This window comes from Solihabitans fulvus, from assembly GCF_008386585.1.
GTDB classification, from domain to species: domain Bacteria; phylum Actinomycetota; class Actinomycetes; order Mycobacteriales; family Pseudonocardiaceae; genus Solihabitans; species Solihabitans fulvus.
In genome coordinates this window covers 132,730-158,337 of the sequence record NZ_VUOB01000041.1, presented here as the reverse complement: position 1 = coordinate 158,337, position 25,608 = coordinate 132,730, and the positions used below count along the sequence as shown (strand labels likewise).

At 72.1% G+C, this 25,608-nt stretch carries 23 protein-coding genes; 8 read left to right on the top strand and 15 right to left on the bottom strand.

What is annotated here, in order from left to right; all coding sequences use genetic code 11:
• Window positions 1-242: 242 nt before the first annotated feature.
• Window positions 243-674, bottom strand: a complete 432-nt coding sequence (mraZ, locus tag F0L68_RS22640) for a division/cell wall cluster transcriptional repressor MraZ (protein ID WP_149851926.1) — start codon at window positions 672-674, stop codon at window positions 243-245.
• A gap of 582 nt (window positions 675-1,256) precedes the next feature.
• On the opposite strand from mraZ, the gene F0L68_RS22635 reads away from it, so the two are divergent.
• The 3 genes from F0L68_RS22635 to F0L68_RS22625 all read left to right on the top strand — a co-directional run bounded on the left by F0L68_RS22635 (window position 1,257) and on the right by F0L68_RS22625 (window position 6,200).
• The gene (locus tag F0L68_RS22635; RefSeq protein WP_223199072.1) at window positions 1,257-2,273 is read left to right on the top strand and encodes an AAA family ATPase; all 1,017 of its coding nucleotides are present in this window, start codon (window positions 1,257-1,259) and stop codon (window positions 2,271-2,273) included.
• A 2-nt stretch (window positions 2,274-2,275) separates the two neighbouring features.
• Window positions 2,276-3,541, top strand: coding sequence for a DUF58 domain-containing protein (locus tag F0L68_RS22630; RefSeq protein ID WP_149851639.1), 1,266 nt, complete (start codon window positions 2,276-2,278; stop codon window positions 3,539-3,541).
• Between the two features lie 91 nt (window positions 3,542-3,632).
• Window positions 3,633-6,200 carry a transglutaminase TgpA family protein gene (locus F0L68_RS22625; protein WP_223199038.1) on the top strand — a complete coding sequence of 856 codons (2,568 nt, stop codon included), beginning with the start codon at window positions 3,633-3,635 and terminating at the stop codon, window positions 6,198-6,200.
• Window positions 6,201-6,281: 81 nt separating this feature from the next.
• Here the strand turns inward: F0L68_RS22625 and F0L68_RS22620 are convergent, their stop codons facing one another.
• The 4 genes from F0L68_RS22620 to dinB all read right to left on the bottom strand — a co-directional run bounded on the left by F0L68_RS22620 (window position 6,282) and on the right by dinB (window position 11,694).
• Entirely contained in the window at window positions 6,282-6,674 is a 393-nt protein-coding gene (locus tag F0L68_RS22620; RefSeq protein ID WP_149851638.1) for an SCO2097 family morphological protein, read from the bottom strand.
• 318 nt (window positions 6,675-6,992) lie between these two features.
• Window positions 6,993-7,838: a S1 family peptidase gene (locus tag F0L68_RS22615; protein WP_149851637.1), complete on the bottom strand. Its 846-nt coding sequence runs from the start codon at window positions 7,836-7,838 to the stop codon at window positions 6,993-6,995.
• Between the two features lie 184 nt (window positions 7,839-8,022).
• Window positions 8,023-10,320: a tetratricopeptide repeat protein gene (locus F0L68_RS22610; protein ID WP_223199037.1), complete on the bottom strand. Its 2,298-nt coding sequence runs from the start codon at window positions 10,318-10,320 to the stop codon at window positions 8,023-8,025.
• A gap of 96 nt (window positions 10,321-10,416) precedes the next feature.
• Window positions 10,417-11,694 carry a DNA polymerase IV gene (gene dinB, locus F0L68_RS22605; protein ID WP_149851635.1) on the bottom strand — a complete coding sequence of 426 codons (1,278 nt, stop codon included), beginning with the start codon at window positions 11,692-11,694 and terminating at the stop codon, window positions 10,417-10,419.
• Window positions 11,695-11,855: 161 nt separating this feature from the next.
• On the opposite strand from dinB, the gene F0L68_RS22600 reads away from it, so the two are divergent.
• A complete protein-coding gene (locus F0L68_RS22600) occupies window positions 11,856-12,860 on the top strand; it encodes a cytochrome c oxidase assembly protein (protein WP_149851634.1) in 1,005 nt (334 codons plus the stop codon).
• Window positions 12,861-12,898: 38 nt separating this feature from the next.
• Here F0L68_RS22600 and F0L68_RS22595 read toward each other — a convergent pair whose 3' ends face one another.
• From F0L68_RS22595 to F0L68_RS22585, 3 genes are all read right to left on the bottom strand, one after another.
• Window positions 12,899-13,738, bottom strand: coding sequence for a class I SAM-dependent methyltransferase (locus tag F0L68_RS22595; protein WP_149851633.1), 840 nt, complete (start codon window positions 13,736-13,738; stop codon window positions 12,899-12,901).
• A gap of 73 nt (window positions 13,739-13,811) precedes the next feature.
• Complete coding sequence (shbA, locus tag F0L68_RS22590) at window positions 13,812-14,390, bottom strand: RNA polymerase sigma factor ShbA (protein ID WP_149851632.1); 579 nt, start codon at window positions 14,388-14,390, stop codon at window positions 13,812-13,814.
• A gap of 156 nt (window positions 14,391-14,546) precedes the next feature.
• Window positions 14,547-15,278: a class I SAM-dependent methyltransferase gene (locus tag F0L68_RS22585; RefSeq protein WP_149851631.1), complete on the bottom strand. Its 732-nt coding sequence runs from the start codon at window positions 15,276-15,278 to the stop codon at window positions 14,547-14,549.
• A 34-nt stretch (window positions 15,279-15,312) separates the two neighbouring features.
• On the opposite strand from F0L68_RS22585, the gene F0L68_RS22580 reads away from it, so the two are divergent.
• The 4 genes from F0L68_RS22580 to F0L68_RS22565 all read left to right on the top strand — a co-directional run bounded on the left by F0L68_RS22580 (window position 15,313) and on the right by F0L68_RS22565 (window position 18,957).
• Window positions 15,313-16,146: a ParA family protein gene (locus F0L68_RS22580; RefSeq protein WP_149851630.1), complete on the top strand. Its 834-nt coding sequence runs from the start codon at window positions 15,313-15,315 to the stop codon at window positions 16,144-16,146.
• 36 nt (window positions 16,147-16,182) lie between these two features.
• Entirely contained in the window at window positions 16,183-16,986 is an 804-nt protein-coding gene (locus F0L68_RS22575; protein ID WP_149851629.1) for a DNA-formamidopyrimidine glycosylase family protein, read from the top strand.
• 211 nt (window positions 16,987-17,197) lie between these two features.
• Window positions 17,198-17,788, top strand: coding sequence for a Uma2 family endonuclease (locus F0L68_RS22570; RefSeq protein WP_149851628.1), 591 nt, complete (start codon window positions 17,198-17,200; stop codon window positions 17,786-17,788).
• Window positions 17,789-17,904: 116 nt separating this feature from the next.
• Window positions 17,905-18,957 (top strand): quinone-dependent dihydroorotate dehydrogenase, encoded by a 1,053-nt coding sequence (locus F0L68_RS22565; RefSeq protein WP_149851627.1) that lies wholly within the window; start codon window positions 17,905-17,907, stop codon window positions 18,955-18,957.
• Here F0L68_RS22565 and F0L68_RS22560 read toward each other — a convergent pair.
• From F0L68_RS22560 to rimO, 7 genes are all read right to left on the bottom strand, one after another.
• A complete protein-coding gene (locus tag F0L68_RS22560; protein WP_149851626.1) occupies window positions 18,938-20,191 on the bottom strand; it encodes a uracil-xanthine permease family protein in 1,254 nt (417 codons plus the stop codon). The two genes, F0L68_RS22565 and F0L68_RS22560, sit on opposite strands and share 20 nt — an antisense overlap.
• Before the next feature lie 173 nt (window positions 20,192-20,364).
• Window positions 20,365-21,180 carry a phage shock envelope stress response protein PspM gene (gene pspM, locus F0L68_RS22555; RefSeq protein ID WP_149851625.1) on the bottom strand — a complete coding sequence of 272 codons (816 nt, stop codon included), beginning with the start codon at window positions 21,178-21,180 and terminating at the stop codon, window positions 20,365-20,367.
• 7 nt (window positions 21,181-21,187) lie between these two features.
• Window positions 21,188-22,033 (bottom strand): PspA/IM30 family protein, encoded by an 846-nt coding sequence (locus tag F0L68_RS22550; protein WP_149851624.1) that lies wholly within the window; start codon window positions 22,031-22,033, stop codon window positions 21,188-21,190.
• A gap of 316 nt (window positions 22,034-22,349) precedes the next feature.
• Window positions 22,350-22,793, bottom strand: coding sequence for a helix-turn-helix domain-containing protein (locus tag F0L68_RS22545; protein ID WP_149851623.1), 444 nt, complete (start codon window positions 22,791-22,793; stop codon window positions 22,350-22,352).
• Window positions 22,794-23,000: 207 nt separating this feature from the next.
• Entirely contained in the window at window positions 23,001-23,510 is a 510-nt protein-coding gene (locus F0L68_RS22540; protein ID WP_438672308.1) for a CinA family protein, read from the bottom strand.
• A complete protein-coding gene (gene pgsA, locus F0L68_RS22535) occupies window positions 23,507-24,139 on the bottom strand; it encodes a CDP-diacylglycerol--glycerol-3-phosphate 3-phosphatidyltransferase (RefSeq protein ID WP_188316745.1) in 633 nt (210 codons plus the stop codon). The genes F0L68_RS22540 and pgsA overlap by 4 nt, the downstream gene beginning before the upstream one ends.
• On the bottom strand, window positions 24,136-25,548 hold the full coding sequence (rimO, locus tag F0L68_RS22530) for a 30S ribosomal protein S12 methylthiotransferase RimO (RefSeq protein WP_149851919.1): 1,413 nt from the start codon (window positions 25,546-25,548) through the stop codon (window positions 24,136-24,138). Before rimO ends, pgsA begins: the two co-directional genes overlap by 4 nt.
• Between the last annotated feature and the right edge of the window lie 60 nt (window positions 25,549-25,608).

Sequence of the window (25,608 nt, the reverse complement as noted above, 5' to 3'; positions counted from 1 at the left end):
GATCCACTCGACGCCGACGCGTCGGGCGCGTGTGCCCGGACCCCCTCCGGGTTGGGTGTCGTCAGGTCCCCGCCCGCCCGTCGAACCTGGCGCCGGGGAAGGTGCGCCAGGGCCGATAGCCGAGCGGACCGAGGCCTCACGGCACCCGAGTCACGCGTCACCGCGACTGCGGCCACGATCCGTCTCCGTCGGCCACGCTTCGAGCCGAAGCGGCGCAAAGCATGGTGTGTGGAAACGGATGCTCAGAACACGCCGGGCAGCACCTCCTCCTGCGCCTTGGCGTAGCTGTCCTCGTGTTCGTCGAGGTAGCGCTGCCAGGCCTCCGCGTCCCAGATCTCCAGCCGGGTGATCGCGCCGATGACCACGCACTCCTTGGTCAGTCCGGCGTAGCGACGCAGCTCCGGTGCGATGGAGACCCGGCCCTGGCCGTCCGGCCGCTGCTCGTCGGTGCCAGCGAACAGGTAACGCTGATAGGCACGGACCGCCTCGTTGGTGAACGGTGCGTCCGCGACCTTGCGCGCCATCTGCTCGAACTCGGCCCTGGGAAACACATAGAGGCAGTGGTCCTGGCCCTTGGTGACCATGAGACCCCCCGCTAGCGCGTCCCGGAACTTCGCTGGCAGCGTGAGCCGACCTTTGTCGTCCAGTTTGGGGCTGTGCGTGCCGAGGAACATCGGCTCCCACCTCCCCACCGAGCCAGACCCGTCGTGGGGCCGGACCGGCAGCAGGGCCCCCGTCTGCCCCACCGGCCGCCACAGTACCCCACTTTTCACCACAGTCAACGCTGAACGCGTCGACGGCACGGCGCGTCGGGAGTCGTTTTCGCAGGTAGGGCCGGTGGGGGCGGAGTGGGGCGTGGTGGCGCCCTTCGCCCGGCCGAGTAGCCCCAACGGGTCCGCCAGGCCCCCCGCGGCACCCGAAAAGCGGCCACGGACGGCGCCCGGTGGGGAACTGTGGGGCAACCACGAGGGTCGCTCGGCGTCATGATGGAACAGGACCGATCACGGGTGCCCTGGGCGGCAACGCGAAAAGTGTTCCAACAGGGTCGGTGGCCGCGTCCAGGTTTGACACACTGCTCTAAACGCTCACCGCGCAGGAAAGGCTTCTCGTGTGCGGTGGGCTCGTGCGCCGGTGCGCGGGATCCGCCCGCCGGCTGTGTTGTTGCCATTGAGCAACCTGGAGGTCGAGTGACGCCGAGTACCCCGCCAACCGCGCTGCCCGACCATTCGTACGGCGGCGCCACCGGCGATCACGGGATCGAGCCGGCCCGTCGCGTCGACGACGTGTTGGCCGAACTGCACACCACGGTCCAGCGGATCGCCGGCAACGTCGAACGCGTGCTGGTCGGCAAGCCGGACGTCGTGCGGATCGCGCTGGTCACGCTGCTCGCCGAGGGCCACCTGCTGGTCGAGGACGTGCCGGGCGTCGGCAAGACCTCGCTGGCCAAGGCGCTGGCCAGGTCCATCGACTGCACGGTCAGCCGCATCCAGTTCACCCCGGACCTGCTGCCGAGCGACATCACCGGTGTGTCCATCTACAACCGGCAGGACAACGACTTCGAGTTCCGGCCGGGTCCGGTGTTCGCGAACATCGTGGTCGGCGACGAGATCAACCGCGCCTCGCCCAAGACGCAGTCCGCGCTGCTGGAGTGCATGGAAGAGCACCAGGTCACCGTCGACGGCAACACCTACACGCTGGACTCGCCGTTCATGGTGATCGCGACGCAGAACCCCATCGAGATGGAGGGCACCTACGCCCTGCCCGAGGCGCAGCGCGACCGCTTCACCGCGCGCGTCTCCATCGGCTACCCCGACCCGCAGGCCGAGCTGGCCATGGTCGACGAGCACGCGGGCCACGACCCGATGCGCGACCTGCGCCCGGTGTCCGACGCCGACCAGGTGCGCAAGCTCGTCGCCGCGGTCCGCAGGGTGCACCTGTCCCCCGAGGTCCAGCGGTACGCCGTCGAGCTGGTCTCGGCCACCCGCAGGCTGCCCGAGCTGCGGCTCGGCGCGTCGCCACGGTCCACGCTGCACCTGGTGCGGGCCGCCAGGGCACAGGCCGCGCTCGCCGGCAGGGACTTCGTGGTGCCGGACGACATCCACGCCGTCGCCGTGCCGGTGCTGGCCCACCGGCTGGTGCTCACCGCGGAGGCGCAGGCCGCGCGCCGCTCCCCCGTCGACCTGATCCGCGCGCTGCTCCAGCGGGTTCCGGTGCCGCACGGCGCCGCCGACCCGACCGGTCAGTGGGCGCGCGACAACCGGGCTGGCAGGTAGCCATGGCCGGCACGCTGTCTGGCCTCACCACGCGCGGCCGCTGCCTGCTCGCCGCCGGGTTCGCCGCGGGCCTGTGCTCGATCGTGCTCAACGAGCGGGACCTGTTGCGGGTGGCCGCGTTCGTGATCGCGCTGCCCGTGCTCGCCGCGATGCTCGCGTCGCGGGCCAGGATCGGCCTGCGCGCGGCGCGGTTCCTGTATCCCAGCAGGGTGCCGGTCGGCGGGGCCACCGAGGTGCGGGTGGAGATCCGCAGCAACGGGCGCCTGCCATCTGGCGGCCTGCTGCTGGAGGACGGCGTGCCCTACGCACTCGGCAGCAAGCCGCGCTTCGTGGTGGAACGGTTGCCGCGCAACGCGGTCACGCCGCTGCGGTACCCGCTGCAACCGGTGCTGCGCGGCATCCAGCAGGTCGGCCCGCTGATGGCTCGGGTGACCGATCCGTTCGGGCTGGCCGAGTTCGACCGCGAGCTGGCCGGCCGCAGCAAGCTCATCGTGGTGCCGAAGGTGACCCAGCTGGCCGGGCTGCCCGGCGGTTCCGGCATGGGCTCCGGCGACGACGGCTCGATCCGGCTGCGCGCCGGGCAGGGCGAGGACGACGCGGTGGTCCGGCCGTACCGGCACGGCGACGACCTGCGCAAGGTGCACTGGCGGTCCACCGCCCGGCGCGACGAGCTGATGGTGCGCGTCGAGGAACGGCCGTGGCGCGGCGGCACCACGGTGCTGCTCGACCACCGGGCGGCCGCGCACCGGGGCAGCGGGCCGGGCTCAAGCCTGGAGTGGGCGGTGTCCTTCGCCGCGAGCGTCTGCCTGCACCTGCACCACTTCGGGCACCAGATTCGCCTGGTGTCCGAGGACGGCAAGGTGCTGGCCGGCGGGAGCGGCGACGGCGGGCACAGCGACGACGTGGTGCTCGACGCCCTCGCCGCGCTCCAGCCGTCGCACCGCAGGGATCTGGCCTGTGGCACGGATCCCGGCGGCGGGCAGGAGGTCATCGCGATCCTCGGCGCGGCGGCGCCGGGCGCGATCTCGGAGCTGGTGCGGTTCCGGCCGCGCGGCACCAGGAGCCTGGCCGTGCTGCTGGACGTCTCGGCGTGGGCCGGCGGCTCGGAGGACTCCGCGCCGGAGCCCAAGGAGGCCGAGCGGCTGCTCCAGGGCGCGGGCTGGGGCGTGACGATCGCCAAGCCGTCCACGCCGATGAACCAGGTGTGGCAGCAGCTGTGCTTCAGCGCCGCGTACCGCGGCGGCGTGGTCCGCACGGAGGTGGTCTGAGCCGTGCTCGACAACAACCCGACACCAGGCGCCGCAACGACTCCGCCCCACCGCGGTCCGTGTCGCCGCCCGCACGGAGGTGGTCTGAGCCGTGGCTGACAACAACCCGACAGCTCTCGACCCAAACCTGACAACTCCCACCCCGCCATCGCCTGCCCCGCCATCGCCCGCTGGCCGGTCCTGGCCGGCCTCCACCACCCCGGTGATCGCCGGGCTCGCCGTGCTCTGCGCCTCCACGGCGCTGGCCGGCGTGGTGGACGGGATGCTGTGGCTGGTCTACCTCGCCGTCGCGATCACCGTCGTGGTGGCCGTCGGCATCGGGCTGCGCGCGACGCGGCTGCCGGTGCCGTTCGTGGCGATCGGGCAGGCGTTCGCCCTGCTGTGCCTGGCCGTCGCGGTGTTCAGCCGGTCGGGGTTGTTCGTGATCCTGCCCGGCCCTGCCGCGATGCACGACCTCGCGACGCTGTTGCAGCAGTCGATGGACGAGATCCAGACGGGCGTGCCGCCGGTGGCGGCCAGCCCCGGGATGCGCTGCCTGATCGTGCTCACCGTCGGGCTGGTCGCGATCGTGGTGGACACCCTCGCCGTAGGCGCGTCCGCGCCCGCCGCCTCCGGCCTGGTGCTGCTGTGCGTGTTCGCGGTGCCGGCCTCGCTGTCCGACGCGATGCTGCCGTGGTGGTCCTTCGTGCTCGGCGCCGGCGCGTTCGCGCTGCTGCTCGCGGTCGACGGCCAGCACCGGCACGACGCGTGGCGCGGGCGGTCGCGCACCGGCAGCTCGTCCGGCTCGGGCCCGACCGCGACGACGGTGGCCTCGCTCGCTCTTGTGGTCGCGCTGATCGCCGGGGCGACGCTGACCTTCGTCGGCACGGTCGGGCGGTTGCCCGGCGGCGGCAACTCCGGCGGCGGGGCCGGCGGCATCGGCCTCAAGCCGATGACCTCCCTGCGCGGCCTGCTCAACCAGGGCACGCCCCAGGAGGTGTTCCGGGTCAAGGGCCTGCCGGACGCGACCTACCTGCGGGCGGTGACGCTGCGGACCTACGCGGCGAACGAGGGCTGGAAGAGCGACTCGGCGATGGATCCCGGCGTGTCCGCCAGCGGCCCGCTGCCGCCGCAGGCGGGCGACGACGGCGCCGGCAAGACGACCAGGATCGAGATCGAGCCGGTCGGCTGGACCGACAACTGGCTGCCGATCTACGGCGAACCGCGCAAGCTGGACAACGTCGACGACAGCTGGCGGTACGACAAGACCACCGGCGTCGTCTACAGCCAGCGCAGGAGCAAGCCGGGCAGCTACGTCGAGCAGGCCGTGCTCGGGCAGCCGACTTCGGACAGCCTCCGCGCCGCGGGCGGGGACGCCCAGGTCGACCGCAGCTACACGGAGATCAGCGGCGTCGACCCGAGGGTCAGCAAGCTCGCGGCCGACCTGACCCAGAACGCGGGCAGCACCTTCGACAAGGTGGCCGCGATCAACCGGTTCTTCAACGGGCAGGGCAGCGCGTTCAAGTACAGCACCCAGACCAAGGGCGACCTGACCTCGGACGCGCTGTACGACTTCGTGTTCAACGGCAAGACCGGCTTCTGCGAGCAGTACGCCTCGGCGATGGCGGTGATGCTGCGGACGCTCGGCATTCCGACGCGGGTGGCGATCGGGTTCACCGGCGGCTTCCAGTCCGGCGACTCCAGGACGATCACCACGCAGGACGCGCACGCGTGGGTCGAGGTCTTCTTCGCCGGCTACGGCTGGATGACCTTCGACCCAACCCCGCTGTCGGACGGCCGGGGCGTCACCCCGCCGTACATGCTGGCCAACACCGGTCCGAACAACACCCAGGGCAACCTGCCCGACGGGTCGAAGACCCAGACGTCGAGCCAGGTGATCGTGCCGAGCAGCGTCGCGCCGACCACCACGACGACCTCGACGGTCCAGGCCGCCGGCACGCGGGGCGGCGGCTCCCAGCCGTGGATCCCGTGGACGGCGGGCGTCCTGCTGGTGATCGGCGCGCTGGCCGCGCTGGTGGCCTGGCTGTCCCGGCGGCCGACACCGGAGGACGGTGCCGCGCTGCCCGCCGGGCGGAGTTCCCCCGACGACGGCGACGACGACCCAGGATCACCCCGGCCGCGCGGCCCCGGCGGGGTGCCTGGCTGGGTCCGCAGGCTCGGTCCTGCCGCGGTGCCGGTGGCCGTGGTGAGCTGGGGCCTCGCGGCGATGTTCGCGGTGGCGCTGGTGTCCTGGTGGCTCGCCGTGCTGGCGCTGCTGCTCGGTGTCGCGGCGACGCCGTCGGCGATCAGGCGGCTGCGGCGACGAAGGCGGCTGCGCGCGGTCGCCGCGCTCGGGTCCGACGCGGCCGGGGCGGCGTGGCAGGAGCTGCTGGCCGAGTCCCTCGACCGGGGCACCACGATCCCGGCGAGCGACACCGTGCGGGCGGCCGCCCGCAGGTTGGCCAGGGAGCACAGCCTCGACGAGCAGGGCCGCGACGGCCTGCGCGCGGTCATCGGGGCGATCGAGCTGTCCTGGTACGGCAGGTCCGGTGTCGACCCCGCCCTGCCCAAGGCCGTCGACGAGGTGCGGCGCAGCCTCGGCCGCAACGCGCCGCTGGCGCTGCGCGCGAAGGTGCTGCCGAGGTCGGTGCTGCACGCCGAGGAGCGGCGCGACAGCTAGCCAGCCGCGACAGTCAGCCAGCACAGGAGACTGGGCCCGTGCCACCGGATCGGTGGCACGGGCCCAGTTCTCGTTCGGCGTTTACTCGTCCTCGAAGCGACGGCGGAAACGCTCTTCCATCCGTTGGGAGAACGAACTGCGACTGCGGCTCGTGCGGTGGGCTTCCTGTTCGTTCTCCTCGACGACCTCATCACCGTGACGCAACGTGTTCACGATAAGGACGACCCCGAGGAACATGAGCAGGAATCCGACCACACTCACCACCGGTATGCCGGCGAGCTTGAGCGGCAGCATCACACCAAGGACGAGCAGCGCGACACCAAGCACGGACAGCGCGATGCCTTGGAGCCGCCGCCGTCGAGACGGACGGCGCAGGCGGGCACCGCGCACAGTGGATGCGAACTTCGGGTCCTCGGCGTAGAGCGCGCGCTCGATCTGGTCGAGCAGTCGCTGCTCGTGCTCGGAGAGTGGCATGGCTCCTCCTCCGGCACAGCGGTCGCGGGCGCCGGGTGTTCACGGTTGCCGCCGGACCCGGCGGGCGCCCCTCTGGGGGACGTCACCATTCAGGATACGAGTCGCGCGCCAACTCGACTACCCAGTCTGCCCTCGAGTGCGGTTGGTGCTGGTCACCATCATCCGCCCGGCGCAGCAGCAGGCCTCCGCCATACCGCCACGCGGCCCAATCACCATGATCGAAAATATTGCTGACCACTCCACGGCGATCGGGCCGAACGCGCCGCCGGGCCGGCCGGCCGGACGTTTCGCCCAACCGGCCCTGCGGCACGACCCGAGTCAGGGCCTCGGCAGGGTGCAGCCCGGCAGCGTCAGCGTGATCTTGTTGCCGGCGGCGACGCAGGAGTTGAACAGGTAGGTCTCCTCGGCGTAGCCGATGCCCTGGCGAACCGTGACGTTCCCGGCCTGATCGACCTCGCACGGGTTGTTCAGCGTGCAGCTCTCGCCGCTCTCGTTGATGGTGTTGTTGACCCCGACGATCTTGCCGCTGGCCGTGTCGATGACCGGCGAGCCGGAGGTGCCCCCGATCACGTCGCACGACGACGTGTACCGCAGCGAGTCCTGCCAGACCCAGTCACCCTCGTGCAGCCGGTACGCGAAGCCGTCGAGGTTGCAGGAGTAGATCGTCTGCCAGTAGCCGGAGACGACCCGGATGTCCGCGCCCTGCGTCGGGTGCGCCGAGGAGATCTCCAGCGCCTTGATGCCGTAGCGCTGCTGGATCTGCGCGTAGGTCGAGCTGAGCTGGTAGAGCGACACGTCCGTGTTGGTCATGGTCGCGTACGCGATCTTGGTGGCGCGCAGGGTGCCGAGCGAGTACTGCCCGGTCGGGTCGAGCAGGTCGAAGGTGCGCCGGGACGCCTGGTTGACGATGACCTGGCCGGGGCTCAGGAAACCCGACTCGAGGCAGTGGCCGTTGGAGAGCACGAACGCCGGGTCGTTCGGGCCGGAGTTGGCCATCCGCACGACCGAGCCGGAACAGTTGCTGAGCGCCACGATGCCGGTGAAGTCCACGGTGACCGAGGGGGCGGCCGGGGTCTGGGTCGGGGCCGCCGTCGCGACGCCGGACGAGAGGGCGAGCGCCCCCACGATCGCGGCCGCGAACACGCCCAGGAGACGTCTGACCATGACGGGTCCTTTCCATCAGTTCGGTGCAGGGTGCCGTGCTGGGAAAAGGCGGCGGAGCAGACCCGTGCAGGAGTGGATCGCACCGCCAGGGACCACGTTGACCCGCTCGGCGACCTTCTCGCCACCGCCGGAAGTCGCTAGGCCGCCCGATGTCACCGGATCGCCCTAGTTGACCGGACACGTCTTAGGCGCTGGCCTCCGGCTGGCCGGTGTCCAGCGAGTCGAGGGCGTCCTGGATCCGTTCCTCGTCCGCGCTCGGGCGTCGGGCCTGGTACAGCTCCAGCGCCTCCCGCCACACCGTGCGGGCCTGCTCGCGCTGGCCGAGGGCGAGGTGCGAGTAGCCGAGCCGCTCGAGGGACTCGGCGATCTGGTAGGTGTGGCCGAGGTCGCGGCGCAGCGAGATGGCCTGCCGGTAGTGGCGCACGGCCTGGTGGTGATCGCCGGTGCGATGGTCGATGTAGCCGAGGCTGTCCAGGGCGCCGGCCTGTCCTTCGGGGTCGTGCCGACGGCGATGCGTCTCGAGGGCGGCCCGGCAGTGTGCGCGGGCCCGGTCGTAGTCGCCGAGTTGCGCGTGGAACCAGCCCGTCAGGTTGTGCGCGTCGGCCTCCCCCATCACATGGTCGAGGGCGCGATAGAGGTCGAGGGCGCGGGTGGCGTGCTCCAGCGCGCGCCGGTCGTCGCCCCGCTGTTCCCAGGCCCGCCCGAGCATCCGGTGGACGTGCGCCTGGCTGAGCCGGTCGTGGTGCTGCTCGGCCAGGCCGAGAGACCGGTCCATGTGCACGATCGCCTCGTCGTGCCGCCCCACGTCGCTGTAGGCATAGCCGAGGACCCGGTTGGCGCGGATGCGGGCGGCGGGGTCGGGCAGGTGCTCGGCGGACGCCAGCCCGATCTGCGAGATGGCGAGCTGGTCGTGGCGGTGCCCCCGCCTCGCGTGGAACGTGCCGAGGGACCAGGCCAGATTCGACACGGCCTGGTGCCACCCTCGGGAGGCGGCGGTCTGCACGGCTGGCAGCAGGCACTGGTGCTCGGCGTCGAACCAGGCGAGGGCGGCCGCTGCGTCGGTCAGCGGCAGGGGCACGCAGCCCGGTTCGAGCGGGTCAGGCGTGGCGGACTGTCGGTGCGGGGCCAGGAGCCGGTCGGCCGCGTCGGCGGTGTGCAGGTAGAAGCCGACCAGCCTGCGCAGCGCGTCGTCGACGGTGTCCTCGGGCAGGTCGCGGCGGGCCTGGTCGGCGGCGAAGACCTTGACCAGGTCGTGCATCCGGTACCGGCCGCGCGTGTGCCGCTCGATCACCGACACTCGCTCAAGGGCCCGCAGGGCCGCGCCGACCTCGCTCTCGGACCTGCCGGTGAGGCTCGCGGCGGCGGCAAGGCAGATGTCCGGGCCCGGCGCGCCCCCGAGCAGGGCGAGCACCTGCGCCTGCTCGGGTTCCAGCGCGGCATGCGACCAGGACAGCACCGTGCGGACGCTGGCGGCGGGATCACCCGCGTCCAGCGCGCCCAACCGGGTGGCTGTGTCGCGCAGCTCGCCGGCCAGCACCGCGAGCGCGATGTCGGGGTACAGCGCGGCGCGGGCGGCGACCACGGCCAACGCCAGCGGCAGCCCGGCGCAGTGCCGCAACAACGCGGCCGCCGCCTCGGGCTCGGCGGCCAACCGGTCGTGGCCGATGCGGCGGGCCACCAGATCGTGCGCGTCGGCGTCGGTGAGCACGTCCAACGGCACCGGCAGCGCGCCGTGCGCGACGGCGAGGCCGGTCAGCCGATCGCGGCTGGTCACCAGGACCGTGCACGTGGGGCTGCCGGGCAACAGGGGGACGACCTGGGCAGTGTCGCGGGCGTTGTCCAGCACCACCAGCATCCGCTTGCCCGCCACCAGGCTCCGGTACATACCGGCCCTGGCGTCCAGGTCGGCGGGCACCGAGGACGCCGGCACACCGAGGGCGTCGAGAAACCCCCGCACCGCCTGCCCCGGCGCGGAGGGCTCGCCGTCGGGGGCGAAGCCACGCAGGTCGACGAACAGCTGGCCGTCCGGGAACCGGTCGAGGTTGTGGTGCGCCCACCGCAAGGCGAGCCAGGTCTTGCCGACCCCGCCGCCACCGCCGATCGCCGACACCACGACCGTCCCGCCGTGGCCTGCCGAGGTGTCCAGGGCCTTGTCCAGCGCGGCCAGCTCGTGGTGCCGGCCCACGAACACGCCAGGCGGCGCGGGCAGCTGCCGAGGCACCCGCCCGGCCGCACCGCCATCGCCCGTATCCCCGTGGTCGGTGCCGACGGCGGCGGCCAGCAGCTGGTCCCGCACGTCCGGCGTCAGCTCCAGCGCGTCGGCCAGCAACCCCACGGTGACCACGCGCGGGTCGGCCCGCTCCCCGGTCTCGAACCCTCGGATGCTGCGCGCACCGACGCCGGAGCGATCGGACAGCTCCTCCTGCGTCAGGCCCGCCTGTCGCCGCAGGGTCCGCAACAGCGCGCCGAACCGGCCCGTCACGTCGGCTCCTCCCGGTCTGCGCAACCCGCCCCGGGTTCGGACCTTATCGGCGAGCGTCATCCCGGCACGACCGGTCCCCGGACACCGCACCGACAACTAGCGCGGTGCCGGCTTGTCCTTGGACAGCAGCGGTTTGTCCTTGGACAGCAACGCCGCCGGCCGAACGGCCGAGGTGCCGAACTTCGACCGCGCCTCGTCGGCGGCGATCTCCGCCTCCCGCCAGCCCCGGTCCGGGGTGTCGAAGCTGAGCTGCTCGCCGGCCCCGTCCCCGGCGACCAACTGCTCGACCCGCACGCCGATCAGCCGGACGGCGCCGGGCGGCACCTGCTCGTCCAGCAGCACGCAGGCCATCCGGTAGATCTCGTGGGTCAGGTCGGTGGCCACGGCGAGCGTGCGCGAGCGGGTGATCGTGGTGAAGTCGTCGAACCGGACCTTGATCGACACGGTGCGCCCGCGCAGCCCCCTGGCCCGCAGCGTCGCGCCCGTCCGCTCGGACAGCCGCAGCAGCTCGCGGCGCAGCAGCACCCTGTCGTAGTGGTCGACCTCGAAGGTCTCCTCCGCGCCGATCGACTTCTCGGCCGACTCGGCGACCACGGCCCGCGCGTCCCTGCCGTGCGCGAGGGCGTGCAGGTGGTCGGCGGCGGCCGTGCCGAGCACGCGGCGCAGCCGAGCCAGCGGGGCGGCCGCGACGTCCGCGATGGTCTCCAGGCCGAGCCGTTCGAGGTGCTCGCCGGTGCGCTTGCCGACGCCCCACAGCGCCGACACCGGCAGCGGATGCAGGAACGCCAGGGTCTCCCCGCGCGGCACGACGAGCATGCCGTCCGGCTTGGCCATGCCGGAGGCGAGCTTCGCCACGAACTTCACCGACGCGACCCCGACCGAACAGTTGATGCCGTGCTCGGCGAGGACCCGCGCCCTGATGTCCTGGCCGATCTCCCCCGACGTCATCCGCAGCCGCCGCAGCGCGCCGCCGACGTCGAGGAACGCCTCGTCGAGGCTCAGCGGCTCGACCAACGGCGTGATCTCCCGGAAGATCCGCATGACGCCGGTGGAGACCTCGCGGTAGTCGGCCGAGTTGGGCGGCAGGAACACCGCCTGCGGGCACAGCCTGCGGGCCCGCGCCACCGGCATCGCCGAGCGCACCCCGAATACGCGCGCCGGGTAGTTGGCCGACAGGACCACCCCGCGCACGCTGCCGCCGGCCACCACCACGGGCACGTCCCGCAGCTCGGGGTGTTTGCGCAGCTCGACCGACGCGAAGAACGCGTCCATGTCGACGTGCAGGATCGGGCAGCCGTCGTCCTCGGGCCAGCCGTCCTCGACCGCGCGGAAGCGGTCGAGCAGCCCGCGCGGCAGTTCACCGCTGCGCCCCATCCCGCCTCCACTCAGCTCACCCAGTCACTCGAACGAACGTTCGAATCGAGCGAATTCTAACCGGAACCTCCTGGCCCGACGGCCGGTTCCCCCGGTCGGATACGCTCGCCGACGGGGGAGTCCCGGACGTCCGACCCCACCGGCACGACGAAGGCAGCGACATGATCACGCCGGCCCACCTCGCGGCCTATCACGGACCGAGCCCGCTCGGCGTCGTCCAGGTGTTCACGGCTTGGCGCGTCGATCCCGTCGTGCTGGCGATCGTGCTGCTGACCGCCGCCTGGTACCTGCGCGCGGTGCGCGGGCTGCGCCGGGACGGCGGCTCGTGGCCGCGCGCCCGCACGATCAGCTTCGTCGCGCTCGGCCTCGGCAGCTACCTGCTGGTGAAGTCGTCCTTCCTCGGCGTCTACCAGGACACCCTGTTCTGGCCGAGGGCCGTGCAGAACATCTGGCTGCTGATGGTGACGCCGCTGATGCTCGCGCTCGGCGCGCCGGTGACCCTGCTGCTCGCCACGCTGTCACCGGCCGCGCGCGGCAGGGTCGAGGCCGTGCTGCACAGCAGGCCCGCGAGGTTCGTGACGTTCCCGCTGATCAGCTCGGCGCTGCTGATCGCGACGCCGATCACGCTGTACTTCAGCCCCTGGTACGAGCTGAGCCTGCGCAACGGCGTCGTGGACGGCCTGCTGCACGTGCAGCTCGTGCTGACCGGCTTCCTGTACTTCTGGTCGCGGCTGCAACTGGACCCCGTCCCCCGCGAGTACCCGCAGATCGTCTCGGTGTGGCTGACCTTCGCCGAGGTGATCCTGGACGCGAGCCTCGCGGTCACCCTCGCGCTGACCAGCCACCTGGTGGCCGGCGACCACTACCTCGCGCTGGCCAGGGACTGGGGACCGAGCCCACACGTCGACCAGGTGATCGGCGCCGGCTGCCTGTGGCTGATCGGCGACCTGGCCGGGCTGCCGTTCCTCGTCGCGCTGCTGCGCAGGATGATGCGGCAGGACGAGGCCGAGGCCGTGGCGATCGACGAGGAACTGGACCGCAGGGCGGCCGAGGAGGCAGGCGAGCCGGTGCCGCCCGGCGACGCTCCCGCACCGGTGCAGCAGACGATGAAACCGTGGTGGGAGGACGATCCCGCGATGGCCGAGCGGTTCCGGCGCGGCCGCTAGTTCGCGCTTTCAGCCAGTCCACGCCTTCGGCCGAGCGCTCAGTCCGGGTCGCGGCCAATGCGGTCGGTCCGAACAGGACAGTGGCCCGCAAGCAGGTCGCGCTCGGTCGGGCAGCCCGCTCGCCCGGTCAACACGGGCTGGAAGAACCCGGTGCTGTCCGGTTCGTGCCAGGTGGTGGTGGCGAAGCCCGCCCTGGTCACCAGTTCGCCGAGCTCGGCCCTGGTCACCGCCCAGTAGGTGGCGCGGCGCATCTGCGTGTGCCAGCCCTGGCCGACCGCGTGCACCTGGAAGTGCTCGTAGTCGTAGTGCGCGCCGCCGGGATGCCAGGTCAGCAGTTGGAAGGTCACCACCCGACCGTTCTCGGTGAGGTTGACCGTCGGCGGCGTCGAGGCCGGTCTCGTCGCGCGCATCGCGTCGTAGTCGCGGGTGGTGACGATGAGCAGGCCGCCGGGTCTGAGCAGGCGGCGCATGCCGATGGTGGCGAGCAGGACGTCCTGCTGGGTGGTCAGGTGCGGCAGTGCGTTGTCCGCGCACACCACCACGTCGAAGCTGTGCTCCCGGAACGGAAGGCCGCGCATGTCCGCCGCCACCGCGGGTAACCGCAGGCCGCGCCGCGCCGCCTCGGCCCTCGCCCGCGCGACGGCGACCGGGCTCAGGTCGCTGCCGGTCACGGTGTGGCCGAGTTCGGCTAGGCCGAGCGCCTGGGTGCCGATGCCGCACGCGCAGTCGAGCACGGCCTTCCCGCCCGGCCCGAGGTTCGCCCGGATCAACTGGTCGAGCGCCTGCCCCTGGCGGTGGACGCTGGCCTCCCAGTCCGCGTAGACCAGGTGATAGGTGGCGGCTAGTTGATCGTAGAACCGCTGGATCGCGTCGACCATGCCGCATAGTCAACTACGCCAACCGGCCTGACAGGAGGCTAATCGGCCGACGGTCGCCCCAAGAGCCCCCAAGTCATCGAACGTCCTCTCCGGACAGTGCCGCGCGCAGGCGCGCGAGCGCCCGGTGCTGCGCCACCCGAACGGCGCCGGGTGTCGAGCCGATCGCGTCCGCCGTCTCCTCGGCCGACAGCCCGACGATCACCCGCAGCAGCACGATCTCCCGCTGCCGGTCGGGCAGGCCGCGCAGCAGCAGCCCCAACCGCTCGGACAGCTCGCCGAGCAGCGCCCGTTGCTCGGGGCCCGGCTCGGTGGCCAACACCTCCGGCACCCGCGCGGTCGGCTCCGCGCGGTTGCGCGCGGCGGCCCGGTGCGCGTCGGCCACCTTGTGCGCGGCGATGCCGTAGACGAACGCGAGGAACGGCCTGCCGGTGTCCCGGTAGCCGGGCAGCGCGGTGAGGACGGCGAGGCACACCTCCTGGGCCACGTCGTCGGCCGAGTCGAAGGACCGCTCCTGCCGGCCGACCCGCGCGCGGCAGTACCGCACCACCAGCGGCCGGATCGACCCGAGCAGCCGCTCGACCGCCCAGCGGTCGCCGTCGACGGCGCACTGCACGTGATCCACGCTTCGGTGGTTCTCGAGCAAGCTGCTCATGAGGCGTCCCAACGTGCCCGGCGGGTTGGACCCTGTCCTTTACTTCTAGGACCAGTCGGTCGCTTGGGCACGCAAATGGAGCCATACTTTTCCAGAAGCAAACGACAATCAGCCAAATGATTCGGGCAAATACCCGGATACGGAAATCGTGCTGGCTCAGGCGGCCCGGCGCGCCAGCACGTGCAGCCGAGCGGCGACGTCACGCAGCGGCGGGTGCGCCGCCGCGGCGAGTTCCAGCTCGGCGAGCGCGTCCGCTGCGCCGGGGCTGGCGTCCAGCACCACTCCTGGCACCAGGTCGGCGACCACGCCGTGGCCCTGCAACAGCTCGACCGTCAGGCCGGCGGCGACCATCAGACCCTCCAGGCCCTCGACGGTGAACCGGCGCAGCAGCGGGTCCTTGCTCCCGGCGAGCTGACCGGCCTCGTCGTCCAGCAGCCGACGCGCGTCCACCAGCCGACCGGCGATCGCGCGGTGCAGCACGGCCGCGTAGCGGTTGGCCACCAGCACCGAGACCGCGCCGCCGGGGGCGGTGGCCTCGGCGAGGGCCGCCAGCGCCGAGCCAGCGTCGTCGACGACCTCCAGCACGCCGTGCGCGAGCACGAGGTCCGCGCTGCCCACCCCGACCAGCTCGGCCAGCGCGTCGGTGTCGCCCTGCACGGCGGTGATCCGGTCGGTGACACCGGCGTCGACGGCCCTGCGATGCAGCGTCGCCAGCGCGTTCGGGCTCGGCTCGATGACCGTGACGGCGCAGCCGGCCGCGGCCAGCGGCACCGCCCACACGCCGCTGCCCCCGCCGACGTCGAGCACCCTGGGTGGTTGGCCGCCGAGCCGCTGGCGCGCGGCGGTCAGCTCGGCGTCAAGCACACGGTGTACGGCGTCCGGTCGCATGGACACCAAGGGTAGAGACCGTAGGCTGCACGACGTGCATACGGTCGCGGTGCTCAGCCTCAAGGGTGGCGTAGGTAAGACGACGGTGGTGCTCGGACTGGCCTCGGCGGCCCTTCGCCGAGGAGTGCGCACCCTGGTCATCGACCTGGATCCACAGTGCAACGCCACATCGACGCTCGAGCCGGAGGAAACCGAGGCGAGCATCTACGACGTCCTCGAGGACCCGAAGCGCTCCACCCTCGCCGCCGCGATCTCGCCGAGCGCGTGGGGCGAGGGTGTGGATGTGCTGGTCGGTTCCGAGGACGCCGAGTCGCTGAACCATCCCGACCCGAGCCAGAAGCGGCTGGCCAGGCTGCGGCAGGCGTTGGCGAAGCTGCCCGAGCTGGTCACCGAGGACGACGTGCCCTACGGCCTGGTGCTGCTGGACTGCCCGCCGTCGCTCGGGCAGCTCACCCGCTCGGCGCTGGTCGCCGCCGACCGCGCGCTGCTGGTCACCGAGCCGACCATGTTCGCGGTGTCCGGCGTGCAGCGGGCGTTCGAGGCGGTGCAGGCCGAGCGGGAGGTGCACAACCCCGAGCTCCAGCCGCTCGGCGTGGTGGTGAACCGGGTGCGGCCAAGATCGCACGAGCACCAGTTCCGCATCGACGAGCTGCGCGACATCTTCGGCCCGCTGGTGATGCCGGTGGCGCTGCCGGACCGGTTGGCGGTGCAGCAGGCGCAGGGCGCGTGCATGCCGATCCACCAGTGGGGCACGCCGGGCGCGCGCGAGGTGGCATTGGCGTTCAACCTGGTGCTGGCCAGGGTGTTGCGGATGAGCCGGAGCCGCAGGGGCGCGGTGCGCCAGGAGGCCGAGGAGGAGCTGGCGTGATCGCCCGAGGGACGGCGCAGGAGATCGGCTGAGCCGATGCCCGAGGGTGACACCGTCTTCCTCGCCGGGCGCAGGCTCGACGAGGCGCTGGCCGGACAGGTGCTGCTGTGCGGGGAGCTGCGACATCCCGAGCTGTCCACGGTGGACCTGAGCGGGCGAACCGTGCTCGGTGTGCGGACCGTCGGGAAACATCTGTTCACCCGGTTCTCCGGTGAGTTGAGTCTGCACAGCCATTTCCGGATGGACGGTTCGTGGCACCTCTACCGGCCGGGCGACCGGTGGCAGCGCCCGGCGCACCAGGCCCGCGCGGTGCTGGCCACGCGGGAGCGGGTCGCGGTCGGTTTCCTGCTGCACGACCTGGCCCTGCTGCCGACGGCGGAGGAGTCCGGCCTGGTCGGCCACCTCGGCCCGGACCTGCTTGACCAGGAGTGGGGCGAGGAGCTCCTGGTCGAGGCGGTCCGCAGGCTGTCCGAGGCGGGCGGGCGCGAACTCGGCCTCGCCCTGCTGGACCAGACGGTGTTCGCCGGCGTCGGGAACCTGTACAAGGCCGAGGTCTGCTTCCTGCTCGGGGTGTCGCCGTGGACCCCGGCCGCCGCCGTCGACCCGGCGAGGACGGTCGAGCTGTGCCGGAAGCTGTTGCTGCGCAACGCCTGGCGTCCCGAGCAGAGCACCACGGGCGAGCTCGGTCGCGGCCGGCAGCACTGGGTGTACGAGCGCGGCGGCCAGCGCTGCCGCCGCTGCGGCACGACCGTCCACCGCGCGATCCAGGGCACGGGCACCCGGGAGCGGCCGACGTGGTTCTGCCCGAAGTGCCAGCCAGGCCCGAACCCATTCGAGTGAAGCGCGCAAAACGGACTTCTCTGAGCCCGAGACGTGGCCTATGGTCTCCCGCAGAGTCCGTTCGGCCCGAGCGTGCGTCCAGTTGTCCGGCAGCTCAGCTGCCCCCGCCGCACCTTGCCCCGTTCCCCTGCTGACCCAGTTCAGCCGGTCTGACCAGCACTGACGTGACGGACGCCGTCGTGCAACACTGGAACCAACTCCGGGCAGGAAGGTGGTGCCGACCGTGAGCAGTGCTGTGCACGGACACGGCCGCTACACCGTTGAGGACTGGGAATCGCTTCCCGAGTCCAACTGGCCAAGGGTGGAGTTGATCAACGGGGAGTTCGCCATCACACCGCCACCCACCGGTCAGCATCAGTACGCCAGCGACGAGCTGCGCTACATCCTGCGAGACGCGCTGCGAGCCGCAGACCGCGACGATCTGTTTGTCGTGAGCGGTATCGGGATCAAGATCAGCTTCAATCAGGCCTTCGTGCCCGACCTCGCCATCCTCGACATCCCGCCGATCGGCGCCTCCTTCGACGTGCATCACCTCGTGTTGGCGGTCGAGATCGTCTCGCCCGGCAGCACCAAACGGGACCGGCTGACCAAGCCGGCCAGCTACGCGGCCGCCGGTGTGCCGTTCTACTGGCGGGTCGAGGCCGCGGGCGCGGGTGCCCCGGAGATCGTCGTCCACCGGTTGCAGGGCGGCGCGTATGTCGAAGAGGCCACGCTGAAGCCCGGCACCAGGACCACGCTCAGCACAGCGACGCCCGTGCCGGTGACCCTCGACCCTGCCGATCTGCCGCCGCTGCGTCGCTGATCACAGGCCCGACAGCCGCCGGAAACGGCGTCGGCCCACGTCGCGGACTCTCAGGCGCACTCCAGTAGCGTGATGCGCGGTCCAAACACCGTCGCGAGTGGAGGGTCAGGCGAACCGTGTTCTACAGGCAGCTCATCCGCAAACCGCTGTATCGGTTGCACGGCAGCGATGCCGAGCGGGTGCACGAGACCACGGTGAACCTGCTGGCCCGGCTCAGCGCGGCCCGGCCGCTGATGTCGCTGACCCAGCGAGCCGTCTCGGTGCGCACGCCGTCGTTGGCTCGCACGGTGTTCGGCGTTCGCTTCCCCAACCCCGTCGGGCTCGCCGCCGGTATGGACAAGAACGGCCGCGCGATCCCGGCGTGGGCCGCCATGGGCTTCGGCTTCGTCGAGGTCGGCACGGTGACCAGGCACCCGCAGCCGGGCAACCCGAGGCCGCGCCTGTTCCAGCTCTCCGACAGCGAGGCGCTGATCAACCGGATGGGCTTCAACAACGCCGGCGCGCAGGCCCTGGCCGCGCGACTGGACCGGCTCGGCCCGCTGCCCGTCCCGCTCGGCATCAGCATCGGCAAGTCCAAGGTCACCCCCGTCGAGGAGGCCGTCGAGGACTACCGAGCCTCACTGCGCGCCCTCTACCGGCACGGGGACTACTTCGCGGTGAACATCAGCTCCCCCAACACCCCCGGCCTGCGCACCCTCCAGGACCGCACGGCCCTCGGCGAGCTGCTCGGCGAACTCCAGGCGACCTCGACGGAACTCGCGAGCACCAGGGGCGGCCGCCGCACCCCGCTGCTGGTGAAGATCGCCCCCGACCTCACCGACTCGGCCATCGCCGAGCTGCTGGAGGTCTGCGCGGAACACCAGGTGAGCGGCCTGATCGCCACCAACACGACCCTGGGCCGCGACGGTCTCGCCGCGAGCGACACCGCGCTGGCGACGGAGGCGGGCGGGCTCAGCGGCCGGCCGCTGGCCGCGCGGGCGCGCGAGGTCGTCGCCTTCGTCAGCGCGGAGACGGGCGGCGCGCTGCCGATCATCGGCGTCGGCGGGATCTTCGGGCCGGACGACGCGACCAGGCTGCTGGACGCGGGCGCGAGCCTGGTGCAGACCTACTCGGGGTTCATCTACCAGGGTCCCGGCCTGATCCGCCGGATCAATCGCGCGCTGACCTGAGCAGCCGCAGCACCGGGTACAGGATCACGATCAGCATCGACCCCCACGCGATGCCGCCGAGCTGCATGCCGCCGACGGTCAGGGTGAGGTTGCCGACGCCGGCGACCAGGGCCGCCGCGACCACCATGAAGTTCACCGGGTGGAACAGGTCCACCTTGGCGTCCAGCCAGATGCGCACGCCGATCAGCGCGATCAGCCCGTACAGCACGAGCGTCGCGCCGCCGGTCACCCCCGGCGGCAGCGTGTTGACCAGCGCGGCGAACTTGGGCGAGAAGGACAGCAGCACCACCGCGACACCAGCGACGGCGTAGGCGGCGGTGGAGTACACCTTCGTCACGGCCATCACGCCGATGTTCTCGGCGTAGGTCGAGGTGCCGACGCCGCCGCCCGCGCCCGCCATGGTGTTGGACAGGCCGTTGGCGATCAGCGCGTCGCCGACGTTGCCGTCCAGGTTGGCACCGGTCACCGCCGCGACGGCCTTCACGTGGCCGACGGTCTCGGCGACCAGGACGATCACCACCGGCAGCACGAGCAGCGTGACCGAGGGCCGCAGCTCCGGCGCGTGAAACTCCGGCAGACCGAACCACGACGCCGCGCGCAGGCTGTCGATCCGGTCCTCGCCGATGGCCCCTACGCCGACGCCGAGCAGCCACCCGGCCAGCACCCCGATCAGCACCGACGCCCTGGTCAGCAGGCCCCTGCCGAGCACGCCGACGAGCAGGATCGTGCCGGCGGTGATCCAGGCGAGCAGCGGCTGGACCTGGAAGGACGCGGTGGCCACGTGCGAGAGGTTGAGCCCGATGAGGATGACGACGCCGCCGGTCACCACCGGCGGCATCACCGACTCCAGTAGGCGCACGCCGAGGGCCTTGACCGCGATGCCCACCACGACCAGCAGCAGGCCGACGGCGAGCACCCCGCCGAGCTGGGCGGCGATGCCCTGCTCGTGCGCGGCCTGGAGCGGGGCGATGAAGGCGTAGGACGAGCCGAGCGCGCTCGGCACGCGGTTGCGGGTGAGCAGCAGGAACACCAGCGTGCCGATCCCGGAGAACAGCAGCGTGGTGGTCACGGGCAGACCGGTGGCGACGGGCACGAGCACGACGGCGCCGAACATCGCGACAAGGTGTTGCGCGCCGAAACCCACGGTCAGCGGCCAGCTCAGCCGCTCGTCTGGTGCGACGGCCTCACTGTCGGCAACCAGCCGACCGTCGCCGTGCACGGTCCACAACGCCACGCAATGCCCTCCCGGCAGCCGTCTCTGCCGGAATCCTGCCACGCGTCGTAGCCGTTTGGCGTTGATAACTATCCGGTAATCACACGAATGCCGGAAGAAACCCGCTGTCGAGGCGGGAATCAGCCTAATACCATTACGCAACGTGACGTAACGGCGGATCCGGACGAAGTGGATCAGTTGGCGGTGTCGGGCGCCACACCGCCGCGTGGCGACAGGTCACGCAGCGCGGAGGCCAGGCCGGCGAGGTGGTCGGTCGCGTCGGTCAGCAGCCGCTTCGGATCGGACACGCGGCTCTCCACCACGGCCCGGCCCGCGGCAGCGACCAGGCCGCCGTAGCCGTCAACGCCCTCGTCGAGCTGGGCCCGCAACCGCCGGACGCCGTCGACCAGCGGCCCGCGTTGCAGCGGCGGCGCGGTGTCCCTCGCCCGCTCGACGGCCTGCAACTGGCCGGCGACCGCGCGCAGCGCGCCGGCCGCCTCGGCGCCGGTGGCCCTGGCCTGGGTGACCGAGTCGGCCGGGACGGAGGTCATGGCGGGCGACTCCAGCTGCCGCAACAGCTCGCCGAGCGCGTCCTCGGCCTCGGCCAGCCGCTGCATCGGCTCCCTGGCCAGCGAGCCGGCCGGCGGCAGCAGCACGGGCGCGGGTGGCACCTCGGGCAGCGGCGTCTTGTGCAGCCGATAGGACCTGATCGCGGCGCGGACCGTCGCGAGGCCGGTCACCCCCGCGACGGTGAACAGCCCGACCACGGCGAACGTCGCCTGGCCGCCGGCCACCTCGAGCACGGTGGCCCCAGCGCCGGTGACCCCGCCGATGGTGCCCCAGGTCGCGGTCGCCCGAACGGCGCGCCGACGGCGACGCAACAGCTTCGCCCTCGGGCTGCGCCAGTCGGAGACCTTCTGCCTGAGCTGCTCGGAGACGAGACCGCGCACCTGCTGCCCGACCAGCTCGGCGAGCTGGTCGGGCACCCCGCGTCTCGGCTCCAACGCCATGCCGACGTCAGCTCTGGCTGGCCGGCGGGTTCTGCTGGGCCTGCTGGACGCGCTGCTGGATCTCCTGCTGGATGCTCGCGCTCGCCGAGGTCGACGCCGAGGAGCCGCTGGTCACCTCGCCAGCCACGGAACCGCCCTTGAGCGAGGCCCTGATCTGGTCGAGCCGCGCGCTGCCGGCGAGCGCGGTGGTGGACTGCTGGACCTCCAGCATGCGGCCCTGCACCGAGTTGCCGGCCAGCTCCGCGGAGCCGACCGCGGTGGCGTACCGCTTCTCGATCTTGTCCCGCACCTCCTCGAGCGAGGGGGTGTTGCCGGGCGCCGCGAGCTCGGTCATCTGGCGCAGCGAGCTGGAGACCTGCTCCTGCATCTTCGCCTGCTCCAGCTGGCTGAGCAGCTTGGTGCGCTCGGACAGCTTCTGCTGCAACACCATCGCGTTGCGCTCGACGGCGGTCTTGGCCTGGGCGGCCGCCTGCAACGCCTGGTCGTGCAGCGTCTTGAGGTCCTCGATGCCCTGCTCCGCCGTGACGAGCTGGGTCGCGAAGCTCTCGGCGGCGTTCTCGAACTGCTGTGCCTTGGTCTCGTCGCCCTTGCTCCGCGCCTCGTCGGCGAGCACAAGCGCCTGGCGCGCGGAGGCCTGGAGCTTCTCCACGTCGCCGAGCTGGCGGTTCAGCTTCATCTCCAGCTGACGCTGGTTGCCGATGACTGCGGCGGCCTGCTGGGAAAGCGCCTGGTGCTGCCGCTGCGCCTCCTCGATGGCCTGCTGGATCTGCACCTTCGGGTCGGCGTGCTCGTCAATCTTCGACGAGAACGACGCCATCAGGTACTTCCAAGCCTTCACGAAAGGGTTGGCCATCTCCTCCGCCTGCCTTCTCCATGCTGCTGGGTGCGCCCGCTTCGAATACGCGGAGTCGCCGCGACCAGGCAACGACCCGGTACCGGTGTTGGTTCCATCGTGTCAGGTGAGTCGCCCTGCTTCCACCGACCCCGGGAGATATCCGGGAAACCCTGGGTCAGGGCATCCGGGAACCAACGTCGAGCACCCACACGGCGACCTCGCGCCCAATCCTGCCGGGTGCCGAGCATGGACGTCGCGTCACCCCACCGTGTCACCCGATCGGACAAGGGCGAACGGTGGGGCGACGGCCGTCAGTGAGACACGCCACACCAGGTCAGGCGGCCACCACCGCGTTGCGCGGCTGGGTGATCGGCGCGGACAGCCGGTGCGTGAGCATCGGCTGGAGCCGGAGGTCGGACAGGTCGTCGCCGAGCAGCGTCGGCACCAGCCGGCCGCTCTCGATGCCGGACCCGGACGACCCCGCGTTGGCGGGCTCCGGCACGCCGGGACGGCGGGTGAGCGGCGCCGGACTCGTCACCGGCTCAACGGCGCCGATATCCGAGGCGACCCGATGCAGCAGGTCGTGCAACGGCAGGTCGAGCGCCTCGCAGATGGCGGCCAGCAGCTCGCTGGACGCCTCCTTGCGGCCGCGCTCGACCTCCGAGAGATAGCCCAGGCTGACGCGGGCGGCCCTGGAGACCTCGCGCAGCGTGCGGCGTTGGGTAGTGCGGGCATGACGAAGCCGATCACCGATCGCCTCGCGTAGCAGCACGGTCATCGCGCGCCTCCTTCCGGCCAGCCGTGCCCCCACGGTACCCAGCCACTGTGACAACGGGCAGTGAGTTCGGGACACGTCCGCCAAGGGCGAACGAGCGGGAAACGCCAGATGTTCCCGGAGAGATTCCTCCGTTCGGCGGTCCTGACGCCCCCAACAGGGCTTTTCCTGCGTCAAGGCCGCTCAGGGCCGCACCGACCGGGATCATGATCACCCCATTGGGGGAAGGATCCGTTCGGCGAGCAACTCGAGCACGGCCGCGACGGACGCGGCCCTGACGTCCGCCCGCGAGCCGCGCTCGGTCAGCGTGCGCACGATCGTCCCGTTCGGACCGGCGACGGCGAGGTGGACCGTCCCGGGGGCCACGCCGTCCTGCGGGTCCGGGCCAGCGACACCGGTCAGCCCGAGGCCCCAGGTGGCCCCACAGCGGTCCCGCGCGCCCTCGGCGAGCTGGGCGGCCACCGAGGGATGCACGGCGCCGTGCTCGGCGAGCAGGGCCGCGTCCACGCCGGCGAGCGTCGCCTTGAGGTCCGTCGCGTACACCACCAGGCCGCCCCGCAGCACCGCGCTGGACCCTGGGATGCTGGTCAGCGCCCCGCACACCAGCCCGGCCGTCAGCGACTCCGCGGTGGCGACCGTCTCGGCCCTGGCCCGCAGCCCGGCCACCAGGGCCGTCAACCGGTCCGTGGACAGGCCGAGCGCGGTCAGCAGCTCGGTCACGCCGGCCCGACCCCGGCCCTGCGTCCGCGCGCCCGCAGCCGGACCGCCCTGATCACGTAGTCGACCCCGGTGATCACGGTCAACGCCACGGCCGCGCCCATCACCACGTACCTGACCGGGACCAGCGCGGTCGGCATCGGCAGCAGGTAGAGGCCGATCGCGACGACCTGGGTCAGCGTCTTGGCCTTGCCGCCCCGGCTCGCCGGGATCACGCCGTGCCTGATCACCCAGAACCGCAGGCCCGTCACGCCGATCTCGCGGACCGCGATCACGATCGTCACCCACCAGGGCAGGTCGCCTAGCAGGCTGAGGCCGAACAGCGCGGAACCGGTCAGCGCCTTGTCCGCGATCGGGTCGGCGATCTTGCCGAAGTCGGTGATCAGGCCGTACCGGCGGGCGAGGTTGCCGTCGACGTGGTCGGTGATCGAGGCGACCGCGAACACGCCCCAGGCGATCAGCCGCCACAGCGGCTCGTGACCGTCGCCGACGAACAGGGTCACCAGGAAGACCGGGACCAGCACCAGCCGGGACAAGGTGAGCACGTTGGCGATGTTCAGCAGCGGGACGACCGTCGGCACGGGCCCCGCGGCCTCGGCACCGGACGGGCTGTCCTCGCCCCGGGCGCTCACCGCGGTCCGCTTCGCGGCAGGACCTCGAGCGGGCGGACCACCAGGTCGACGCCCTCGGAGTCCTCGACGACGCAGCGCACCAGGTCACCGACCGCGAGGTCGTCGGCGTCGAGCACCACGCACTCGCCGTCGACCTCGGGGGCCTGGTGCGCGGCGCGGCCGGTGCAGTCGGTCTCCTCGGTCTCGACCTGCTCGATCAGCACGACCACCTCGTCGCCGACCCGGTCCTCGGCTCGCTGCGTGGTCAGCTGCTCGACCAGGGCGGAGACCCGCGCGACGCGCTCGGCGATGGTGTCGGCGTCCAGCTTGTCCGCCAGCCCCTCGGCCTCGGTGCCGTCCTCGTCGGAGTAGCCGAAGACGCCGACCGCGTCGAGCCTGCCCTCGGTGAGGAAGCGCTCCAGCTCGGCGACGTCGTCCTCGGTCTCGCCGGGGAAGCCGACGATGACGTTGCTGCGGATGCCGGCCTTGGGGGCCAGCGCGCGGATCTGCTCGATCAGGCCGAGGAAGGACTCGGTGGAGCCGAACCGGCGCATCCGGCGCAGCACGGGCTCGCTGGAGTGCTGGAAGGACATGTCGAAGTAGTCGGCGACGCCCTCGGTGGTGGCGATGGCGCGCACCAGGCCGGGCTTGGTCTCGGCAGGCTGGAGGTAGGAGACGCGGACCCGGTCGATGCCGGGCACCGCGGCGAGGCGCGGCAGCAGCAGGTCGAGGGCGCTGCCGCCGCCGAGCTCGCGGCCGAGGTCCTTGCCGTAGGAGGTGGAGTTCTCGCTGACCAGGAAGACCTCGCGGACGCCCCGCTCGGCCAGCCACGCGGCCTCGGCGACGATCTCGTCGGGGTGCCGGGAGACGAAGGCGCCGCGGAAGGAGGGGATCGCGCAGAACGAGCAGCGGCGGTCGCAACCGGAGGCGATCTTCAGCGAGGCGACCGGCGCGTCGTCGAGGCGGGTGCGCAGCACGCGCGGACCCCAGCCGTGCCCTGGCACCTGGACGTCCTGCGCGGCGGCCTGCCGGTGCACCGGGGTGATCGGCAGCAGCGTGCGCCGGTCGACCGGGGTGTGCGACTCGATGCTGCGACCCTCGACGATGTCGTCGAGGCGCGCGGCCATGTCCTGGTAGTGGTCGAAGCCGAGCACGGCGTTGGCTTCGGGCAGGCTCTCGGCCAGCTCCGCGCCGTACCGCTCGGCCATGCACCCGACGGCCACCACCTTCGCGCCGGTGTCCGACGCGGCGAGCAGCGTGTCGACGGAGTCCTTCTTGGCGGACTCGACGAAACCGCAGGTGTTGACGACGATGACGTCGGCCCCGCCGGCGTCGGCCTCGGCGTCCACCAGCTCCCAGCCGCCCGCAGTGAGCCGACCGGCCAACTCCTCCGAGTCGACCTCGTTCCTGGCGCAGCCGAGGGTCAGCATGGCGACGCGACGTGGGGTGGTGGGAGAAGACACGGCGCTCAGGGTAGCCGCCAGCAGCCC